The sequence below is a fragment of the Thermodesulfobacteriota bacterium genome, assembly GCA_040754335.1.
Classification (GTDB): domain Bacteria; phylum Desulfobacterota_D; class UBA1144; order Nemesobacterales; family UBA2774; genus 2-12-FULL-53-21.
Window position 1 is genome coordinate 131,418 of record JBFMCV010000007.1, and the last position, 17,196, is coordinate 148,613.

General features: G+C 54.3%; 13 protein-coding genes. 7 read left to right on the top strand and 6 right to left on the bottom strand.

What is annotated here, in order from left to right:
* Positions 1-5: 5 nt before the first annotated feature.
* Both AB1598_13820 and AB1598_13825 read right to left on the bottom strand, forming a co-directional pair.
* Positions 6-1,964 (bottom strand): tetratricopeptide repeat protein, encoded by a 1,959-nt coding sequence (locus tag AB1598_13820; GenBank protein ID MEW6146084.1) that lies wholly within the window; start codon positions 1,962-1,964, stop codon positions 6-8.
* Positions 1,965-2,403: 439 nt separating this feature from the next.
* A complete protein-coding gene (locus AB1598_13825; GenBank protein ID MEW6146085.1) occupies positions 2,404-4,161 on the bottom strand; it encodes a hypothetical protein in 1,758 nt (585 codons plus the stop codon).
* Between the two features lie 467 nt (positions 4,162-4,628).
* Here AB1598_13825 and leuB point away from each other — a divergent pair, with 467 nt between their 5' ends.
* The 4 genes from leuB to AB1598_13845 are packed head-to-tail and all read left to right on the top strand — an operon-like array spanning position 4,629 to position 11,074.
* The gene (gene leuB, locus AB1598_13830; GenBank protein MEW6146086.1) at positions 4,629-5,702 is read left to right on the top strand and encodes a 3-isopropylmalate dehydrogenase; all 1,074 of its coding nucleotides are present in this window, start codon (positions 4,629-4,631) and stop codon (positions 5,700-5,702) included.
* A gap of 25 nt (positions 5,703-5,727) precedes the next feature.
* The gene (gene mfd / locus AB1598_13835; GenBank protein ID MEW6146087.1) at positions 5,728-9,174 is read left to right on the top strand and encodes a transcription-repair coupling factor; all 3,447 of its coding nucleotides are present in this window, start codon (positions 5,728-5,730) and stop codon (positions 9,172-9,174) included.
* Between the two features lie 6 nt (positions 9,175-9,180).
* The gene (locus AB1598_13840; GenBank protein MEW6146088.1) at positions 9,181-10,071 is read left to right on the top strand and encodes a peptidylprolyl isomerase; all 891 of its coding nucleotides are present in this window, start codon (positions 9,181-9,183) and stop codon (positions 10,069-10,071) included.
* The gene (locus AB1598_13845) at positions 10,064-11,074 is read left to right on the top strand and encodes a peptidylprolyl isomerase (GenBank protein MEW6146089.1); all 1,011 of its coding nucleotides are present in this window, start codon (positions 10,064-10,066) and stop codon (positions 11,072-11,074) included. The genes AB1598_13840 and AB1598_13845 overlap by 8 nt, the downstream gene beginning before the upstream one ends.
* On the opposite strand, the gene AB1598_13850 is transcribed toward AB1598_13845, so the two are convergent.
* The gene (locus tag AB1598_13850) at positions 11,071-11,577 is read right to left on the bottom strand and encodes a cupin domain-containing protein (protein ID MEW6146090.1); all 507 of its coding nucleotides are present in this window, start codon (positions 11,575-11,577) and stop codon (positions 11,071-11,073) included. The two genes, AB1598_13845 and AB1598_13850, sit on opposite strands and share 4 nt — an antisense overlap.
* A 137-nt stretch (positions 11,578-11,714) precedes the next feature.
* On the opposite strand from AB1598_13850, the gene AB1598_13855 reads away from it, so the two are divergent.
* From AB1598_13855 to AB1598_13865, 3 genes are all read left to right on the top strand, one after another.
* The gene (locus AB1598_13855; GenBank protein MEW6146091.1) at positions 11,715-12,161 is read left to right on the top strand and encodes an Hsp20/alpha crystallin family protein; all 447 of its coding nucleotides are present in this window, start codon (positions 11,715-11,717) and stop codon (positions 12,159-12,161) included.
* A gap of 569 nt (positions 12,162-12,730) precedes the next feature.
* Complete coding sequence (locus AB1598_13860) at positions 12,731-13,729, top strand: BtrH N-terminal domain-containing protein (GenBank protein ID MEW6146092.1); 999 nt, start codon at positions 12,731-12,733, stop codon at positions 13,727-13,729.
* 12 nt (positions 13,730-13,741) lie between these two features.
* Positions 13,742-14,419: an HAD hydrolase-like protein gene (locus tag AB1598_13865; GenBank protein MEW6146093.1), complete on the top strand. Its 678-nt coding sequence runs from the start codon at positions 13,742-13,744 to the stop codon at positions 14,417-14,419.
* A gap of 594 nt (positions 14,420-15,013) precedes the next feature.
* On the opposite strand, the gene AB1598_13870 is transcribed toward AB1598_13865, so the two are convergent.
* From AB1598_13870 to AB1598_13880, 3 genes are all read right to left on the bottom strand, one after another.
* A complete protein-coding gene (locus tag AB1598_13870) occupies positions 15,014-15,583 on the bottom strand; it encodes an HAS-barrel domain-containing protein (protein MEW6146094.1) in 570 nt (189 codons plus the stop codon).
* A complete protein-coding gene (locus AB1598_13875) occupies positions 15,580-16,713 on the bottom strand; it encodes a DNA double-strand break repair nuclease NurA (protein ID MEW6146095.1) in 1,134 nt (377 codons plus the stop codon). Before AB1598_13875 ends, AB1598_13870 begins: the two co-directional genes overlap by 4 nt.
* A 175-nt stretch (positions 16,714-16,888) precedes the next feature.
* Positions 16,889-17,196: TCP-1/cpn60 chaperonin family protein (locus tag AB1598_13880; protein ID MEW6146096.1), on the bottom strand; the 308-nt coding region annotated here is incomplete at its 5' end.

The following is a 17,196-nucleotide window of genomic DNA, read 5'->3' on the forward strand; positions in this document are numbered from 1 at the left end:
CCATATCAGCGGCCCTTGCCGACCGCATCAAGTATAGCCCGAGCCTGGCGGACGGCTTGAGGATCGGACGTCGCCCTCAAGGCGGCCTCAGCCTGCGCCCTGGCGCTCTCCCTGTCCCCGAGGGCAATATAAACCTGTGCGAGGAGGATTCTCGCGTCTACTAACCCCGGATCGTATTTGAGCGCGCGCTCGAGCGACCCGGCTGCAAGCCCGAACTTATCGGCGGATTTATTTTCATCCGCCTCTATGGCATACACCGCACCCAAAAGATAATGAGCTTTCGCATTATTGGAGTCGATCTCTACGGCTTTCCGGAGATAGTCGCCTGCAGCAGCAACATCGTTCTTTCTCAGGGATATAAGGCCCATGTGATAATAATACTGACCCTCTGTTGCGGGATTATAATCGAGGGCAACCTTGAAATACTTTTCGGCGTTCGTGTAATCACCTTTCTGGATATAATCGGCAGCGAGGGAGCTTGCGGCCATGGCCTTACCGCGGGCAGTACTTTCGACGCCTGGGCCGAGCGCGGCCAGATGCTGTCCGATAGCCTCGTCGACCCTGCCCGAATTCCTGAGCGCTTCGCCGTAGTTGACCTTGGGAATAATCTGGTCCGGCGACCTCTCCACGGCGGCCTCCCAGAACGTGACCTGGTCCGTCCATACATCCTGACCCCTGACCGTCACTATCAGATAGGAAGCGCACAACAAGGCGCCTGCGGCCAGGCCGGCCCACCTACTCCCCGTCAGCCTGCCTCCCCTCACGATCAGGTAGCCCGCGAGCAGGCAGTAGCCCATGGAAGGGACGTAGACGAACCTTTCGGCAAAGCGCGTTATCGCGAACGGGTATATAGCTATCATAACCGCGGGGCCGAGGGCCGCGAAGATCCAGAGCAGCGAGAATGCGGTAACGTTCTCTTTCTTTTTGACCGAAATTATGAAAACCGCCACAACAGCCACGATGAATAGTACAGAAATTATTATGTGCAGCGCGTCCCCGCCCGGTATCGTGCCGATGAAGTGGTTGAGACCGTACGGGAAGAGCAGCTTCCCCGCATAGAAAAGATACGTACCGAGAAAGATCGTGACGAATTCGCCGACACCGGGGGCCACCCCCGCTTCACGGTAGCTGTAAGTATCGACGATGTTGAGGAAATTCGTAAAAGAACCGGACCTCAGATAAAAGTAAACGAGGACAAGAGCGCCGATTATGAGATATTTGAAAATGTTTGTCCGGGTCATGAGCCTTCTGCTTATGAGATCGAAGCCGAGTATTATGATAGGGAACGAAAACGCGACCTCCTTCGATAGAAACGAAAGATAGAAAGAGACCGCGGCCGGTATAACGAAGAAGAAATTCCTGTACGACAGTATATAGAAAATGAGACACAGGAGGAAAAACATCCCGGCAAGTATGTCCCCCCTCGCTGCGATAAAAGAAACGGATTCGACGTGCAGCGGATAGAGCGCGAAGAGCATCGAGGAGAGAAAGGCTTCGCCATCCCCCGCCCCTCTTTTGAATTCCTTGAAAAGGAGGAGTATCAGGAAGTAAAGGAGCACCGTTGAGAGCGAATGCAGGATTATGCTGGTAAGATGGAACCCGAACGGCGAGACGCCCCAGACCCGGTTGTCTATGACCAGTGATGCGTAGTAAACGGGCCTGTAATATTTACGGGCCCTGGACTCATCCGGCCGCTTGGGGGCTAACATCTTGTAGTCGAGCTTTTCTGATTCCAGCCGCTGAGCCCACTTTAGGACATACGTGACGTCGTCCCAGACGAGACCGTTCCCGAGAGAAGGGATAAATACCGAGAACGATACAATGAACAACAGCGCCGCGGCAAATGCCCTGTGCCTGATTATTCCGAGAACCCGGCTGTCCGACTCGTCGCGGGCAGCGGGAGCAGCGCCTGACTGCTTCTCCGTTATCTCCACTCTCGTTTTTTTTCTTTTTTTTGCGGCCATAACGTCACAAGTGTAGGTATCAAGTAATTCGTGGACAAAAGTTGTCCCATCGGAATACATAAGAAAGCTATATATTATTCTTCTTTTCCTTGATGAAAAGAAGCAAAAATCATCCGACAGCACAGAATCCCGGCTAAAATATCTTATTACGGCTAAAATCTATCAATTCCACCCACCATGACACGAGATTTATACATGTTCAACCCTTCGACAAGCTCAGGGCGAACGGGTTGGGTGCGGTGCTGGCTAAACAAAAGAGCTTGGAAAGAATCGTTTATCAGCACACATTGTGCGCCGCCGGATTCTGTGAATGTCGGAAAATACAAACCCCCTTTCATTACATGTTATCCAGGAGAATTCCAGCCCTGAATTATTTAACATCTACAACAATAAGATAACTCTCATCGACGAGGTAATACCGAACCCAACCTAATTACGCTCAGTCGGGGGCTTTCATTATCTTCCGGGCTTTTTCCGCAAGCGGATCCGTGAGACCGCTCTCGATTGCGAGTCCCGCATTCTCCCGGGCCTTCTCCCCGTCCCCGAGCTCGAAATAGACCATTGCGAGCAGCAGATAAGCCTTCCCGTAATGAGGCCGCAATCGAACCGCCTTATTTGTATATTTCAGGGAGGCCAGGTAATGCTCCCTCGAGCCGCCCGATTTCCCTTTCAGATAATTGACAAGCCCCAGGTGGTAGCTCGTCTTGTAATATCCCGGATCGTAACCGTAGGCTTTGAGGAACCATTCTTCGGCACTACGGATATCTTTTTTGTTAATATACACGACGCCTATATTGTTGGCTGTCACGGACCGTCCCTTGTCGCTGATTTTTACGCCCTCCAGGAAATTCTTGTGGAGCTCTTTAAGCGCCTCGTCTTCCCTGCCCGCGTCGAGAAGGGCGATCCCGTAATTAATACGCGGAATCGCACTCCCTGGTGATTTCCTCGTCGTATCTTCCCACAGCGCCACGCCGTTTCTCCAGACCCCCTGGCGGCCGACGGCAAATAATAAATAAAAAGCTGCCAGAAGAAAAAACGCCGTGAGCGAGATCCTTCCGACCCACGCGCTGTCCCACTGATGAGCGAATACGGAGCCCAGGAGGAGACATAAGCCGGCCGAGGGTATGTATAAATACCTCTCCGCTAAGGAAGCGGACGGGATATCCGTCAAGGCTATAAGCGCAGAGGGGAAAAGTGTGACGGGGATCCAGAGGAGAGCGAAGGCGCTCACGTTACGCCGTTTCTTTATCGAATATATAACCCAGAGCGCTATGAGCCCGAATGCCAGAGCTGCGGCGATCAGATGAGCCGGCCCGCCGGGCGGAGACTCCGTAAAGGCGTTGAACGTAAAAGGGAATACGAGCTTCGAGAAGTAATAGCTGTAAGAGACCGACAGCACCTCGATCACCCCCGGGATTACGGCCGCCCCGTCTCCTACCTCCGTCAGCGCAGTCCCGCCCGGCACGCGCACGCTCGAAAGCTCCGGGAAATTGACGTAAGTCCTTCCCCTCAGATAAAGGAAGAGGGCCAGCACCGACGCGTACACGGCGTATCTCAGGATATTCATCTTCCTCCCCTTACTCCTGTTAATGAGATCGAACGCGAGCGCCGTTAAAGGGAAGACGACCGCGACCTCCTTTGACAAAAGAGACAACGAGAAGGAGACCGCCGTCAGAACAAGGAAGCCCGCTTTTTTCACAGAGAGGATATGGAAAATGAATGCGAGGAAAAAAAAGAGAGCGCAGAGCACGTCCGATCTGCCCGAGACCCACGAGACCGATTCCACGTGCATGGGATAAAAAGCGAAGAGGACGCCCGCAATAAATGCAGCCGCGTGCCTTCTCTCATACCCGAGCTCCCCCAGAAGAAGGAGGGCGAACAGGTACATGGAAACGGTCGTGAGCGCGTTGAGGACTATATTAGTCAAATGGAAACCGAAAGCGGAGACGCCCCAGAGGGTTTTGTCGAGAACCATCGAAGAGTAGATAAGCGGCCGGTAATACAGCACGTCCTTCGTCTCTTTCACGGGAGGGAAGAACATGTAGCCTACGCTCGACGCATTGTACGAGTAGTAGCTCTGCTCGATCGTCTCCACGTCGTCCCATACGAAGTCGTTCCGGAGGGAGGGGACGTAGGCTCCGAAGGAAACGAGAAAAAGAAGAAGGGAAACAAGCCACTTTTTCCGAAGAAAGCTCACTATCAGGCCTCGTCGTCAGATGTAGATGTCAAGCAATTCGTGGACAAAAGTTGTCCTATCAGAATACATTAAAAGCGGTATATTTTTCTTCTTTTCCTTGATGAAAAGAAGCAAAAATCACCCGACAGTACAGAATTGGCTAAAAAATCCCAAGTTAACGCTAAAATGTTTCAATTCTACCCGCAACCCTGAAACATTTTAACGCGTTAACAGCTGATTTTTTTCACGCCATTTCTGTGAATGTCGGGGAAAGGAAAAGACTAAAAACAACGCACTTCGACACGCTCAGTGCGAATGGGTTTGGTTGAACAGAGTAGGAGCCGAGAATCGTATGCCTGCGGGTGCTCACCCGCCGCTTTGGGCGTTTTATTTCAAACGGAGGCTTTCGGGCCGGGAGGGCTTCCTCTCCAATATTAACGTGGGTAAAATAGGGTGCATTTCAAAAAGAACCGAAAAGGAGAAACAGATTGCCTAAAGTACTCGTTCTGCCCGGTGACGGCATAGGTGTTGAAGTTACGAACGTGAGTCTCGGGATACTCGAGATCCTGGGTAAAAAGCACAATATCGGCTTTGAATTCGAGACCGAGCTCTTCGGAGGAAGCTCGATAGACGCCCACGGAGTGCCGGTGACGAAAGAGGTGCTTAAAAAAGCCAAGGCCTCGGACGCGGTGCTCATGGGGGCCGTGGGGGGGCCGAAATGGGAGAACCTCGAGCATTCGAGGAAACCGGAGGCCGGCCTGCTCGCGCTCAGAAAGGAGCTCGACGCGTTTGCGAATCTGAGGCCCGCGGTGGTATACCCCGCGCTCGCCGACGCCTCGACGCTCAAGAGGGAGGTCATCGAGGGAGCCGACATAATGGTCGTGAGGGAGCTCACGGGAGGCATATACTTCGGCAGCCCGCGCGGGATCGAAAAGCTCCCGAACGGCGAGGAAAAGGGGTTCAATACGCTAGTGTACACGACCGGGGAGATCGAGAGGATTGCGAGGGTGGCCTTTAATATAGCGGGGAAGAGAAGGAACAAGGTGACGTCGATCGATAAAGCCAACGTGCTCGAAGTAATGCAGCTCTGGAGGACCGTGGTAACGATGGTCCACGACGCCGAATATCCGGACGTCGAGCTCGAGCACCTGTACGTGGACAACGCGGCGATGCAGCTCATCAGGAGGCCCAGGAGCTTCGACGTCATGCTGGCGGGAAATCTGTTCGGAGACATCATAAGCGACGAGGCAGCGCAGCTTACGGGGTCCCTCGGCATGCTGCCCTCGGCCAGCATCGGCGCAGGGGCGATCTACGAGCCCGTTCACGGGAGCGCGCCCGATATAGCCGGGCAGGATATTGCGAACCCGATTGCCTCGCTCCTCACGTGCGCGATGATGCTCAAGTACACGTTCGACATGAGCACAGCCTCCGACGACATCGAAAACGCCGTCAAATCAGTGCTTGATAAAGGGTACAGGACCGCCGATATATACCAGGTGGGGACGAAGAAGGTCGGGTGCAGGGAGATGGGCGATCTCATAGCCCGGGAGCTCAAAGGCTGAGCGCGTCCCGGATATACTATTCGGAGTGAAAGGCATACCGCGTATCAACTTTGAAAGCGTAAAGAAGACACTCGGCGGAAGCGGGAAGTGGAGGAGCCTCTTGAGGAGGATCGAGGCCGGCGAGAGAGCGGTTTCGCTCTCGGGTCTCGGGGGGTCGTCCAAATTCTTCCTTATTTACGCCCTCGGAGAAACTACGGGAAGACCGCTCCTTGTAATTTCCCCGACTGCCAAAAGGGCGGAGTCCGCCTCCCAGGACCTGTCGTTTTTTCTGGGCATGAAACCTCGCGTCCTCTTAAAAAAAGAGATAGGGACGGGAAGGCCATTATTTTCATCGACCGCGTCGAAATCGGGCGCGGACCGTATAGCGTGGTTCAATTCGGCGATCGGGGGAGGTACGCTCTGCGCCGAGACTCAGGCCCTGTTCGACAAGTCGATCCCGAGAAAAACCTTCGCCGCTTCCGTCATACGCGTCGAGAAGGGAGGGTTGCTCTACAGGGACGAGCTCATATCCCGGCTCGCAAAGTCGGGCTACGCGCTTACGGATTTTGTCCAGAACGAAGGGGACATGAGCAGAAGGGGCTCGATTGTAGACGTCTTTTCTCCGGGATGCGAAAACCCCGTGAGGCTCGAATTCATCGGGGACGAGATCGGCTCGATCAGGCATTTCAGCCTGGAGAGCCAGAAATCCACGGACAAGATCGAGAGGGCCGAAATCCTGCCCGCTTCGGAAATCATACTGGACGCGGAGCTTCTCGGGCGCGCGGCCGAATACCTGAAAGAGAGGGCCGAGGAGAGCGGAGTCACGGCGAGGGAAAAGCTGCCGCTTATAGAAGACATTGAGCGCGGTATAAGGGTACAGAACATCGAGTGGCTGCTCCCGGCGTTTTACCCCGAGCCGGGCTCAGTGCTCGAATACATACACGGGGACACCATCGTCGTTTTCGAGGACGCCGAAGATAATTCGAAGTCAATGCAGGTGTTGAGGGAATCGCTCGGGCTGACGAAGGGCTTTTTAACGAAGAACCTCAGGATCGCGCCCGGCGTGGACGATCTCTTTTTCACCGAGGACGAAGTCGGGGAGTCTACGGGCCGGTTCCAAAACGTTCTCATACACGACCTCGAATTCGCGGGCGAAAAAAAGGAGATCATCCGTTTCGGCGGAGAGCCCGCCTCGATCGAGGTGAGAAAAGAATCCGAATCCCCGCTCGACGCCGTAGACGAACATATCTACGAAGCGAAGGAGCAGGATTATACGCTCCTTTTCGTTTTCAGGACGCACACCGAGCTCGAGAAACTTCTCATACTCCTCCGGGAGAGGGGCATAACGAAGATAAACGCATACACGGGCGAGCTCTCGCACGGGTTCAGGCTGGCCGAGGCGAGGCTCGAAATCCTCACCGAGGGCGACATATTCGGGGAGAAGAGAGAGCGGGCGTCCCGAAGGAGGGGCGCGGACGTACCGTCAGCATTCATCACGTCCTTCAGCGAGCTCAAGCCCGGAGACTATATAGTGCACGTGGATTTCGGCATAGGGATATTCAGGAGCTTGAAGAGGCTCAGGATCGGGGACGCAGAGGGAGACTTCATACAGTGCGAGTACGCGGGCGGAGACAAGGTATACGTGCCCATAGACAGGCTCAAGCAGGTACAGAGATATATAGGCGAGGGGAAACCCCCCAAGATAGACAGGCTCGGCCAGGAGAGCTGGAAGAGGCGCGTAAGGAGGGTGAGAGCGGCCGTAGAAAACGTTGCGAGGGAGCTCCTCGAGCTCTACGCCCGGAGGAAGGCGCTCAAGGGATACGGCTACTCGCCGCGGGGCGAGATGTTCAGGGAGTTCGAGCTCGGGTTCTCGTACGAGGAAACGCCCGACCAGGAGGCGGCTATCGAAGACGTAATGAACGATATGGAGGCCCCGAGGCCCATGGACAGGCTCATCTGCGGGGACGTAGGGTTCGGGAAAACGGAGGTTGCTCTGAGGGCGGCCTTCAGGGCTGTCACAGACGGAAAGCAGGTCGCGTTCCTGGTCCCCACCACGCTTCTCGCGGAGCAGCACTACAAGACCGCGCATGCGAGACTCAGGGGCTACCCGGTCGCGATAGAATCGCTCTCGAGGTTCAGGACAGGGAAGCAGGAGACCGATATCCGGTCGAAGCTCGCGGACGGGAAGATAGACATAGTCATCGGAACGCACAAGCTCCTGGGCGAGAAGATAAAGTTCAACGACCTCGGCCTCGTGATAATCGACGAGGAGCACAGGTTCGGCGTATCCCAGAAGGAAAAACTGAGAAAGATAAAAGAGGGGGTCGATACGATCTCGCTGAGCGCGACACCGATACCGAGGACGCTCCAGCTCTCTCTCGCGAAGATACGGGACATCAGTCTTATAAATACCCCGCCCGAGGGCAGGCAGTCGATAGAGACGTACATACACAGATCGAGCCCGGCGATAATACAAGAAGCGGTGACGAGAGAGCTCGAGCGCGGAGGGTGCGTATTTTTCATTCACAACCGCATAGAGGACATTTACCGCGTCGCCGACAGAGTCAGGAAACTCTTTCCCGGAGCCAGCATCGAGGTAACGCACGGGAGGATGAGGGAGAGAGACCTGGAAATAGCAATATCGAATTTCATAGAAGGCAGGGTAGACATACTCGTCACGACGGCGATCGTCGAATCGGGGCTCGATATCCCGAGGGCCAACACGATAATCATTGACGACGCCCACACGTTCGGGCTCGCAGACCTCTACCAGCTGAGGGGAAGGGTGGGAAGATCGGACAGGAAGGCATACGCGTATTTCCTCGTGCCCGGGGAGGAGTCCCTCACTCTCGACGCGAGGAGGAGGCTCAAGGCTATATCGGAATTCAGGGAGCTCGGCTCGGGCTACAAGCTCGCGCTCTCCGACCTCGAAATACGGGGCGCGGGGCAGCTGTTCGGGGTGGAGCAGTCGGGGCACATAGCCGACGTGGGGCTCGAGCTATACCTCGATATGCTCGAAGGAGCCGTGAGGAGGCTCGAAGGCCGGGCCGCCCCCGAAGAGCCCGAGCCCGACATATCGGTCAGCACTCCGGCGTTCATACCGGACGACTATATCTCGAACGATACCGAGAGACTCCTCGTCTACAAGCGGCTGTCGCATATAACTACGGAGGAGGGCATAAGGGAAATGGCGGCGGAACTCAGGGACAGGTTCGGCGAGATACCGGCGCCTGCGTACTCGCTCATAGAGATCATCCGACTGAGGATATTGATGAAAAAACTGGGGATCGAGAAAGCGGACATAGGGAGCAGGAGGGCCGTCCTGCATTTTTCCGGCAGTTCGAAGCTCTACGGAAGCTTCCCCCCGTCAGGCCTGATGGAGGCTTACTTCGAGAGGCCCGACCCCATCGGGGAAACAAAAAAACTGCTCGAGAATCTGAGAACCCCCGATGCGGGCGACAGGAAACAGAAAGACACGATCAAGAGGAGATAAGAGGGCATGAGATATCTGGCCGTTTTTACGGCGGTCGCATTACTTGCGGGCTGCAGCGATTTTAACAATTTCTACGGATCGCACAGGGAGGGCCGGAGCGGAAAGGGCGCGGGCCCGGAGGTAATCGCTGTCGTAGGAGCTGACGAGATAACAACAGAGGACATCTCCCGGGCGCTCCAGAGGCTGCCCTTTAAGCAAAGAAAGCTGTATCAGTCATCGCCTCAAAAAATGAGCGAGTTTCTTGATATATACATCAACCAGAAGGTCCTCTACACAGAGGCCGCCAGGAGGGGGATCGACAAGAGGGAGGACGTGATCGAGAAGACGGAGAATTTCAAGAAGCAGCTCATGGGCCAGACGCTCGGCCAGGAGATTTTGAAGGAGCTTGAGGTAAGCGACGGCGAGATAGACGACTATTACCGGGAGCATAAAAACGATTACGAGCAGATCGGCATAAGCGAAATTTTTATAAAGACCGACCCCGAAAAGGGGATAACCAGGGAGGCGGCGCTCGCGAGAGCCGGGGAGGTATCGGAGAGGGCCAAAGCGGGCGAGAACTGGGATGAGCTCGCGCTGCATTTCTCGGACGAAGAGTCTTACAAGAAAAAAGGCGGGAAGCCCAAATATATACAAAGGGGCGAATTCGGCCCCGGCATCGACGAAGAGCTATTCCGTATGAAAAAGGGAGAAATAACCGGCCCGCTGGAAGTTGATGGGGGATACTTTATAATTAAAATAGACGAAGGGGCGGCACCGCTCCCCGAGGGTCAGGTCAGGCGTAAGATAGAATCCCGGCTGCTGAACGAAAAGCTGATCGAATATGTTTACGGCCTGCGAGAGGAACTTGGGGTCGAAGTTTACAAAAACAGATTAGAGGAGAGTATGAAAAGTGAATAAACCGGGAAGCGTATTCAAGATATTTCTATATATTATCGCGGCGCTCGCGGCCTTTATCGGCACCGCGGATTCGAGAGAGACCGTCGACAGGGTGGTCGCCGTGGTCAATGAGGACGTAATCACGCTCTCCGAGCTGAGGGAGATGGCTTTGAGCATAAACCCTACAACGACAGAGGCGATAGACGAGAACTCGGTGCTTCAGCAGATGATCGAGCAGAAGCTGTTCGAGCAGGAAGCGGACAAGCTAGGCATCAAGGTCAGCGAGGCCGAGCTCGATGCCAGCATCAAGCAGGTGCAGGAGAAATTCGGCCTTAACGACGAGCAGATGGTCGAGGTGCTCAAGAAGCAGAACCTGACGCCCGAGAGCTTCAGGGAGCAGTGGAGACTCCAGACACTCGGGAACAAGCTACTGGAATCGCAGCTCAAGAACAAGATAGTAGTCACGGAAGAAGAGATAAAGGAATATTACGTGGAGAACTACGGCGGCAGCGCCCCGGAGAGCAGCGCCCCTGCCGTCACGGAGACAGAGGCGGGGCAGGTAAAGATCGCGCACATACTCATATCGTCAAGAACGGCCGGAGCCGAAGAGAAGGCGAGCGAGGTCGCGGAGCTCGCCAAATCGGGGCAGGACTTCGGGGAGCTCGCAAAGGAGTACTCCGACGACAACCTCTCCGCGGATAAAGGCGGTGACCTGGGTTATTTCAAAAAGGGCGACCTGATAGAGACCCTCGAGGTGGCCGTGGACGGCACCCCTGTCGGCGGCATCACCGGCCCCGTGGAATCGCCGGCCGGGTACCACATAATCAAGGTCCTCGAGAGGACAGAGTCGGAGAAGGCGGAGAAGGATAAAGGCTCCGATTCGGATTCGGGCAAGGTGCTGGCCATAGACGAGCAGACGAGGAAAGAAATCACAGACGCCATATACAGAAAAAAAGCCGAGGCGCAGCTAAAAACCTGGCTCGACAAGATTAAGGAGGAGGCGTATATAGAGGTGAAGCTTTAGTCCCCGGTGAGCTCGATTATTATGTCCCTGTGCTGAGGGTATTGCAGAAGAAGCTCTTCGCGCGCCCCGAGCTCGCTATCCGTGAAGTCGAAGCCGGGGGCTACAGTCGTACCCATTAGCGCGAACCGCCCCCCTTCCAGTATAAGGGCGCCCTGCCATATGCCGGCAGGCACGACCGCCTGCACGAACTGCCCCGCCCTTATATCCTGACCTAAAAAAAGCACCTTTATCGTCCCGCTCGGGTGAATGAGCACGAGCTTTACGGGGTCTCCCATATAGAAGTGGTATATCTCGTCGCTCCTCAGCCGGTGGAGCCTTGACCGCGTCTCGGGAGTGAGGAGGTAAAATATGGCCGTGCCGTATGATTTATCTGCGCCGTAACGCTCCGGCAGGGACGATCTCTCTATATTCTCAGCCGAGCGGTAGGTTTCGGTATAATAACCCCCTTCCCCCGGCAGCGGTTTCATATTGTAAAGCTTGATAATTCTTTCGGCTGTCAGCATGATTTTCCTCCTTTTGTCCGCAGATATTATCTTAACCGCATTTTTTGATTTTCTATAAAAAGCGTCCTTGACTACCCTGAAACCGTGAATATTTTTTGAGTAAGAATTTAAAACCAATTCTAACGGAGGCATTAAAAATGAGAATAAAAGTTTGGGAACCATTCAGGAGCTTTAGACCCGTATACGGGGACTTCGACAAGTGGTTCGATGAGGTCGCAAGCGCTCATTCGCCCGTAAAGGCCCCGGCAAACGGGACCTGGCATCCGTATGTCGATGTATACGAGACGGAAGGCGGTTACGTACTTAAAGCGGAGCTTCCCGGCGTCAATAAAGAGGACATCAAGATCGACGTCAGCAACAGCACCCTCACGCTCAAGGGTGAAAAGAAATTCGAGGAAAAGACCGAAAAAGACAAGTACGTAAGGATCGAACGCAGCTACGGCAGCTTTACGAGAACGTTCGCACTATCGGACAAGGTGGACAGCGAGAACATTAAAGCCGCATACAAGGACGGCGTGCTCGAAATCACCCTCCCCAAGAAAGAGGAAGCGAAGCCCAAAGAGATCAAGGTAGAGGTCAACTAAAACCTGACAAGCGGCCTCCCCGCGGGGGAGGCCGCTTTATTCCCCCCCAGAATCCCGATTCAATAATTAACGGCACAACGTAATACCTTTCACGTATCGTTGTGAACTTAAATCGGCGGAAGCGTCCGTTCGACAGCGCGCATCATTCAAGCAGCCGGACTGTGGAAACGGGGAAGATGAAAGTGACTCCAAAAAAACAAGGGTAAGCCAGCGAAAACGGATTTCACCGGCTCACCCTATGGAGGATGATGGCTATGTTAGGTTGCCAAACAAATCCGGGGACGCTTCGACAAGTTGCAGGATTCGGCAATAATCCGAATTTCTAATTATCACCCATGTATTGCCCAACCATAACCCCGAATCTTGAATTTAATATAAACTCATTTAAACCGGGAAAATAGAGGACGATAGTACTGATTTTGAGTCCTTCTTTTTTTATATACATGTTTGATATTAATACTTTAGTATTAGGTCTTTGGGCATAAAACAGCCCGGACCGAAAGGCAGCATTCATAGTCCTCCGATAAGCCGGGACATTCCATCGCAACTTGTGGTAATTTTATATCCCTGTGAAAAAAATCATCGACAAATGGGTCCACATACCGGGTATTCACTGCGGCTCTGTAACGCTCAGGGACGTAATGACATACTGGGGATACCCGTGGTCTGAGGCTATGTGCTTCGGCATCGGCGGAGGCCTAGGGTTCTATTATACGGTCAGGGACGACATAAGCCCGACGCGCATGATATTCGTAAGGGGGCCGGGAATGGAGCCCGCGTTTTTCAGTCTTGCAGTCGAACCGGTATCATGGAAACACGCCGATGAAAATGCGCTGAGCATAATCAAGAGCTCCGTGGATAAAGATGTACCTGTAATAATTCAGACCGACATTTATTATCTCGATTACTACAACTCCTCGACTCACTTCCCCGGACATATCGTGTCCGTTTGGGGATATGACGACGACAGCGAAACAATGTACGTCGCGGATACGCATTTCGAGGGGCTCATGTCCGTTCCATACGGCAAGTTTCTCGACGGTATGGGATCCAAAAGTCCGCCGAACCCCCTCGACTATAACTACATGGACATAATCCCTGACAGGAGAGTGAGGCCGCTCACGGATATCATTCCGGAAGCCATACGTTTGAACGCCGTAAAGATGCTCGAAGGCAGAACGGGGTCGAGAGGGGAATCGGGTGTCGGCATGATCAAGGAATGGTCGAAGGATCTCCCCTCATGGAAGGACGCACCCGACTGGAAATGGTGCGCGAGGTTCGGATACCAGGTGATCGAAAAAAGGGGCGTGGGAGGCGGCGGGTTCAGGTGGATCTACAGGGATTTCCTCAAGGAAGCGGAGGGTATTATGCCGGAGCTGCGCGCGCTCAATCTGTCGATAAGGATGAACCACATTGGCAACAGATGGAACGAGATAGCTTCACTTCTCATGGTGCTGAGCGAGAAGGAATACCCGGAGGATGACCTGCTCAGAAATATATCGGACAAAGCTGAAGTCCTCTGGGAGCTCGAACGGGATTTCTATATTACGGTCCTCGAAAACGTTTAAAAAGGCAGACGCATGAAACTCCTCCTTTTCGACATAGACGGCACGATCCTCCTCACAAACGGCGCGGGGACGAGGGCCGCAAACAGGGCGTTCGAGAAGATTTACGGCCACACGGACGCTATGGCGGGCATAGACGCCGCAGGCAAGACAGACCCGCTGATATTGAGGGAGATGTTCGGGAACATGCTTTCGAGGGATTACACGGAGGACGAGGCCGAGGAATTTTACGGGGAGTACGTAGTATTCCTCGAAGAAGAGGTCGAAAAGTCGCCGATCGATATTATGCCCGGGATTCCCAAATTGATCGAAAAACTTTCGTCCAGAGAAGACTTGGTTCTCGGTATCGCCACGGGAAACATCGAGCGGGGCGCGCTGATAAAGCTGAGACGGGCGGGGATCGACCGGCACTTCCCGGTAGGCGGGTTCGGCTCGGATTCGGGCAGCAGGGAAGCGCTCATTAGGGTCGCGGTAGAGCGGGCGAAAGTTCGCCTGGAGGATTCGGATAAGATAGAGAACATTTACGTCATAGGCGACACGCCCCACGACATCATACACGGGCGGGCGGCTGGTGCCGTGACCGTCGCGGTCGCAACAGGTAGGTATTCGTCCGGGGAGCTGAGGGAGCACGATCCGGACTATCTCTTCGAACACCTCGGGGATTTCGATCAGGTAATGGCTGTATTCGATTGACAGGCTGTGATGTACCCCCTCACCCTTTGCCCTCATTTGGTTTAGGCAGCATCGAGCCTGAAGTTGATACCCTTCTTTGCCACTGTTCAAAAGCGACCGATTGCTCTTATTCATCGCAATCGTTCCACGCTGGGGAGAGGGGGAAAATATATACACATCGACAGGCTTTCGGCTCCACCATACTTCTATGACAAAGATTCGGAGAATAAACGGCTACGCCGGAGCATCCGACGGCTCATAGCCTATGGGCGACATGCCGCAAGCAGGACGAACAGAGCTTATTATCGCGGCTGGCCTGTCCTGAACTCGTTTCAGGAAAGCCGCTCCTACTGTTTATTAAAAGACTGGATTCCCGATCAGGTCGGGAATGACAGAAAAGAAAAAGTGAGATTGCCGCGATGCGCTGACTCTCGTCAGCTCAGCTCGCAAAGACAGGAAAAGAACAAAGACGAAACGCCGAAACAATCCTGAAGCGATCCCGGATCGGTGTTCCTGAATCAAGTTCAGGACAGGCCGGGATAAGGTTCAGGACATGGTTCAGCGTGACGAGAAAATCAGAGAATTCGATCAAGAACTACATAACACCAATAAGAACTACAACAGCCGTCTCAGAATCGAGGCGAGCCTCTCGTAATCGTCTTTCAGGTACCTTGAAAGACTCTTTCCCATCCTGACCATGAAGTCCCTGTCGTTTTTCCTCGCTCTCTGCGCCCCCAGGAGCGACGATATTATGAGGTCGTCGGCGGGCACGTTAGGGGACGAGATAATGGCCCTGAGAAAAAAATCCTCAGAGGAGAGCGCCTCTTTTTCCTCGTCCGTGCACTCGTAAACGAAGGAATGTATCGGCGGGGGGAGGGGCGAGAGCGCGAACCTTATTTTCCCTGCTTCCAGATAACCAAGCGTTAGCACGTGGAATTCGGTCTTGAGAAGCTCGAATATCTGGGGCTGCTCTCTCCTAAGCTCCTCGATGCTCATATCATAGGCGTCGGGTTTCCTTCCCGGCTCCCTGCTCCCCGTGATTATTTCGTATACGAGCCCATAGACGGGAGAGCCCGCGTCAGTCCTTACGAAGCTCCCGAAGGAAGGGGCTTCTCCCACCCTGGGGGAGCGCGCTATAAAGCCCTTCGTGCCCGATTCCACTACTTCTCCTATATAACCGCTCATACGCCCGGGATCCTCTTGGACAGTCCTTTCCTCGAAACCGTGACCGCGAAATCGGCTCTCACCATAGCCTCCCTTACGAGCGAAAAGAAGAAGTCCCTGTCCTTCGCCTTCACGACCGCCTGCTCGTGCGCCTCCGCGATAACGACCGGATAGCCCTTCCCTTTTTTCGCCTGGTCGAACACGAGCGTGTGGACGAGCGAAAGGAGCCTCTCGTCACCGGCGACCCACTCCGGTATCTCGACCCTTGCTATCTCTTCCCCGATGTTGACATAGAAGAAGTAAATATGATGAACGCCGTACATATCCAGAATCTTCGACGAGCTTTTGAAGACAGGGGAAGCCTCGCCAGTATCGAGCACGGTCGAAAAGAGGAACCTGTCGGTAAGCCCTTCGATGGGCGAGCAGGGGAGCTCGGGGAGCTCAGTGTAGGGGCACCGGTTGCAGTAACTCACCTTCTCGGGACATAGACCCACCCTCAGGGTATTGATCACGTCCGTGCTGCCGGGGTAGCTTATGTAACCGGCAACCGGGATGCGGAGGTTTTTAAATTCGTCCATAATGCGTAGGAACGGGACCATTATGCCGTTCCTGAAGTCGGGCGGGGCCGCCTCGAGCCTCCATAGAATAAGCGTCCCGTCGGAAAGAGCAATGGTGTTTCCGTCCGTTTCATTCCCCTTGACAAGCTCGAGGATCCTCTCGAATTCCATGAGCGTTCTCCTGAGCGATATGACCTCGCTGTCGGCGGGGATCCTTTTCCCTCCCCAAGTCGTGAACCTGTCCTCGTCCCGGTAGAAAAGAGAAGGGTCCGATTCGAGCTTCGCCCCGGCGTTGTCTCCGTATGTGAGCGCGATAGAGCTGATATTGATGAGATAGCAGGGAAGCACCTCGTGCCTGTCGGGGAATATCTGGGAGCCGTCGGAGGATAAGGCCGTGTAGCTGCGCGGGCGCTCGGGGAGGGGATGCGCGGTGTCGGGAGGTGAGGAAATTCCGGCTACGAGCCATGAGGTCCTGCTCTCCTCGACCTTACGGGATAGCTCCTCCCAGTTTTCCGACCTGAGTCTCAATTCCTCTTTAGCGAGCGCTATCTTATCGGAAAGCTCGCCTGCAAAGTCCTTACGCTCCCTTATCATCGAGTCAATCTGTGATTTTACGAGGTGGAAGTTAAGCACGTTCGAAGAAAAGATAACACAGTTTGAAGTCGTAATAAATGAAGGGCGGGAGTATATGCCGGCAAAAAAAGGCGGGCAATTCCGCATGGGAAAGCCCGCCTCTGATTTTTATGCAGTTTTATTTTCTACCGGTGAATTACATCATGCCGCCCATTCCCATTCCGGGGTGGCCCATTCCGCCTCCGCCGCCTCCGCCCATCTCTTCCTTGGCCTGAGGCTTCTCGGCGATGAGGGCTTCTGTGGTGAGGAGGAGTCCGGCCACGCTGGAGGCGTTCTGCATCGCGCTCCTCGTTACCTTCGCAGGGTCGACTATCCCGGCCTCTATCATGTCGCAGTACTCCAGCTTCGCTGCGTCAAAGCCGTTAGCCCCCTTCTCCTCGCTTACCTTCCCCACTACTATTGACCCGTCCCAGCCCGCGTTAGCCGCTATCCCTCTGAGAGGCT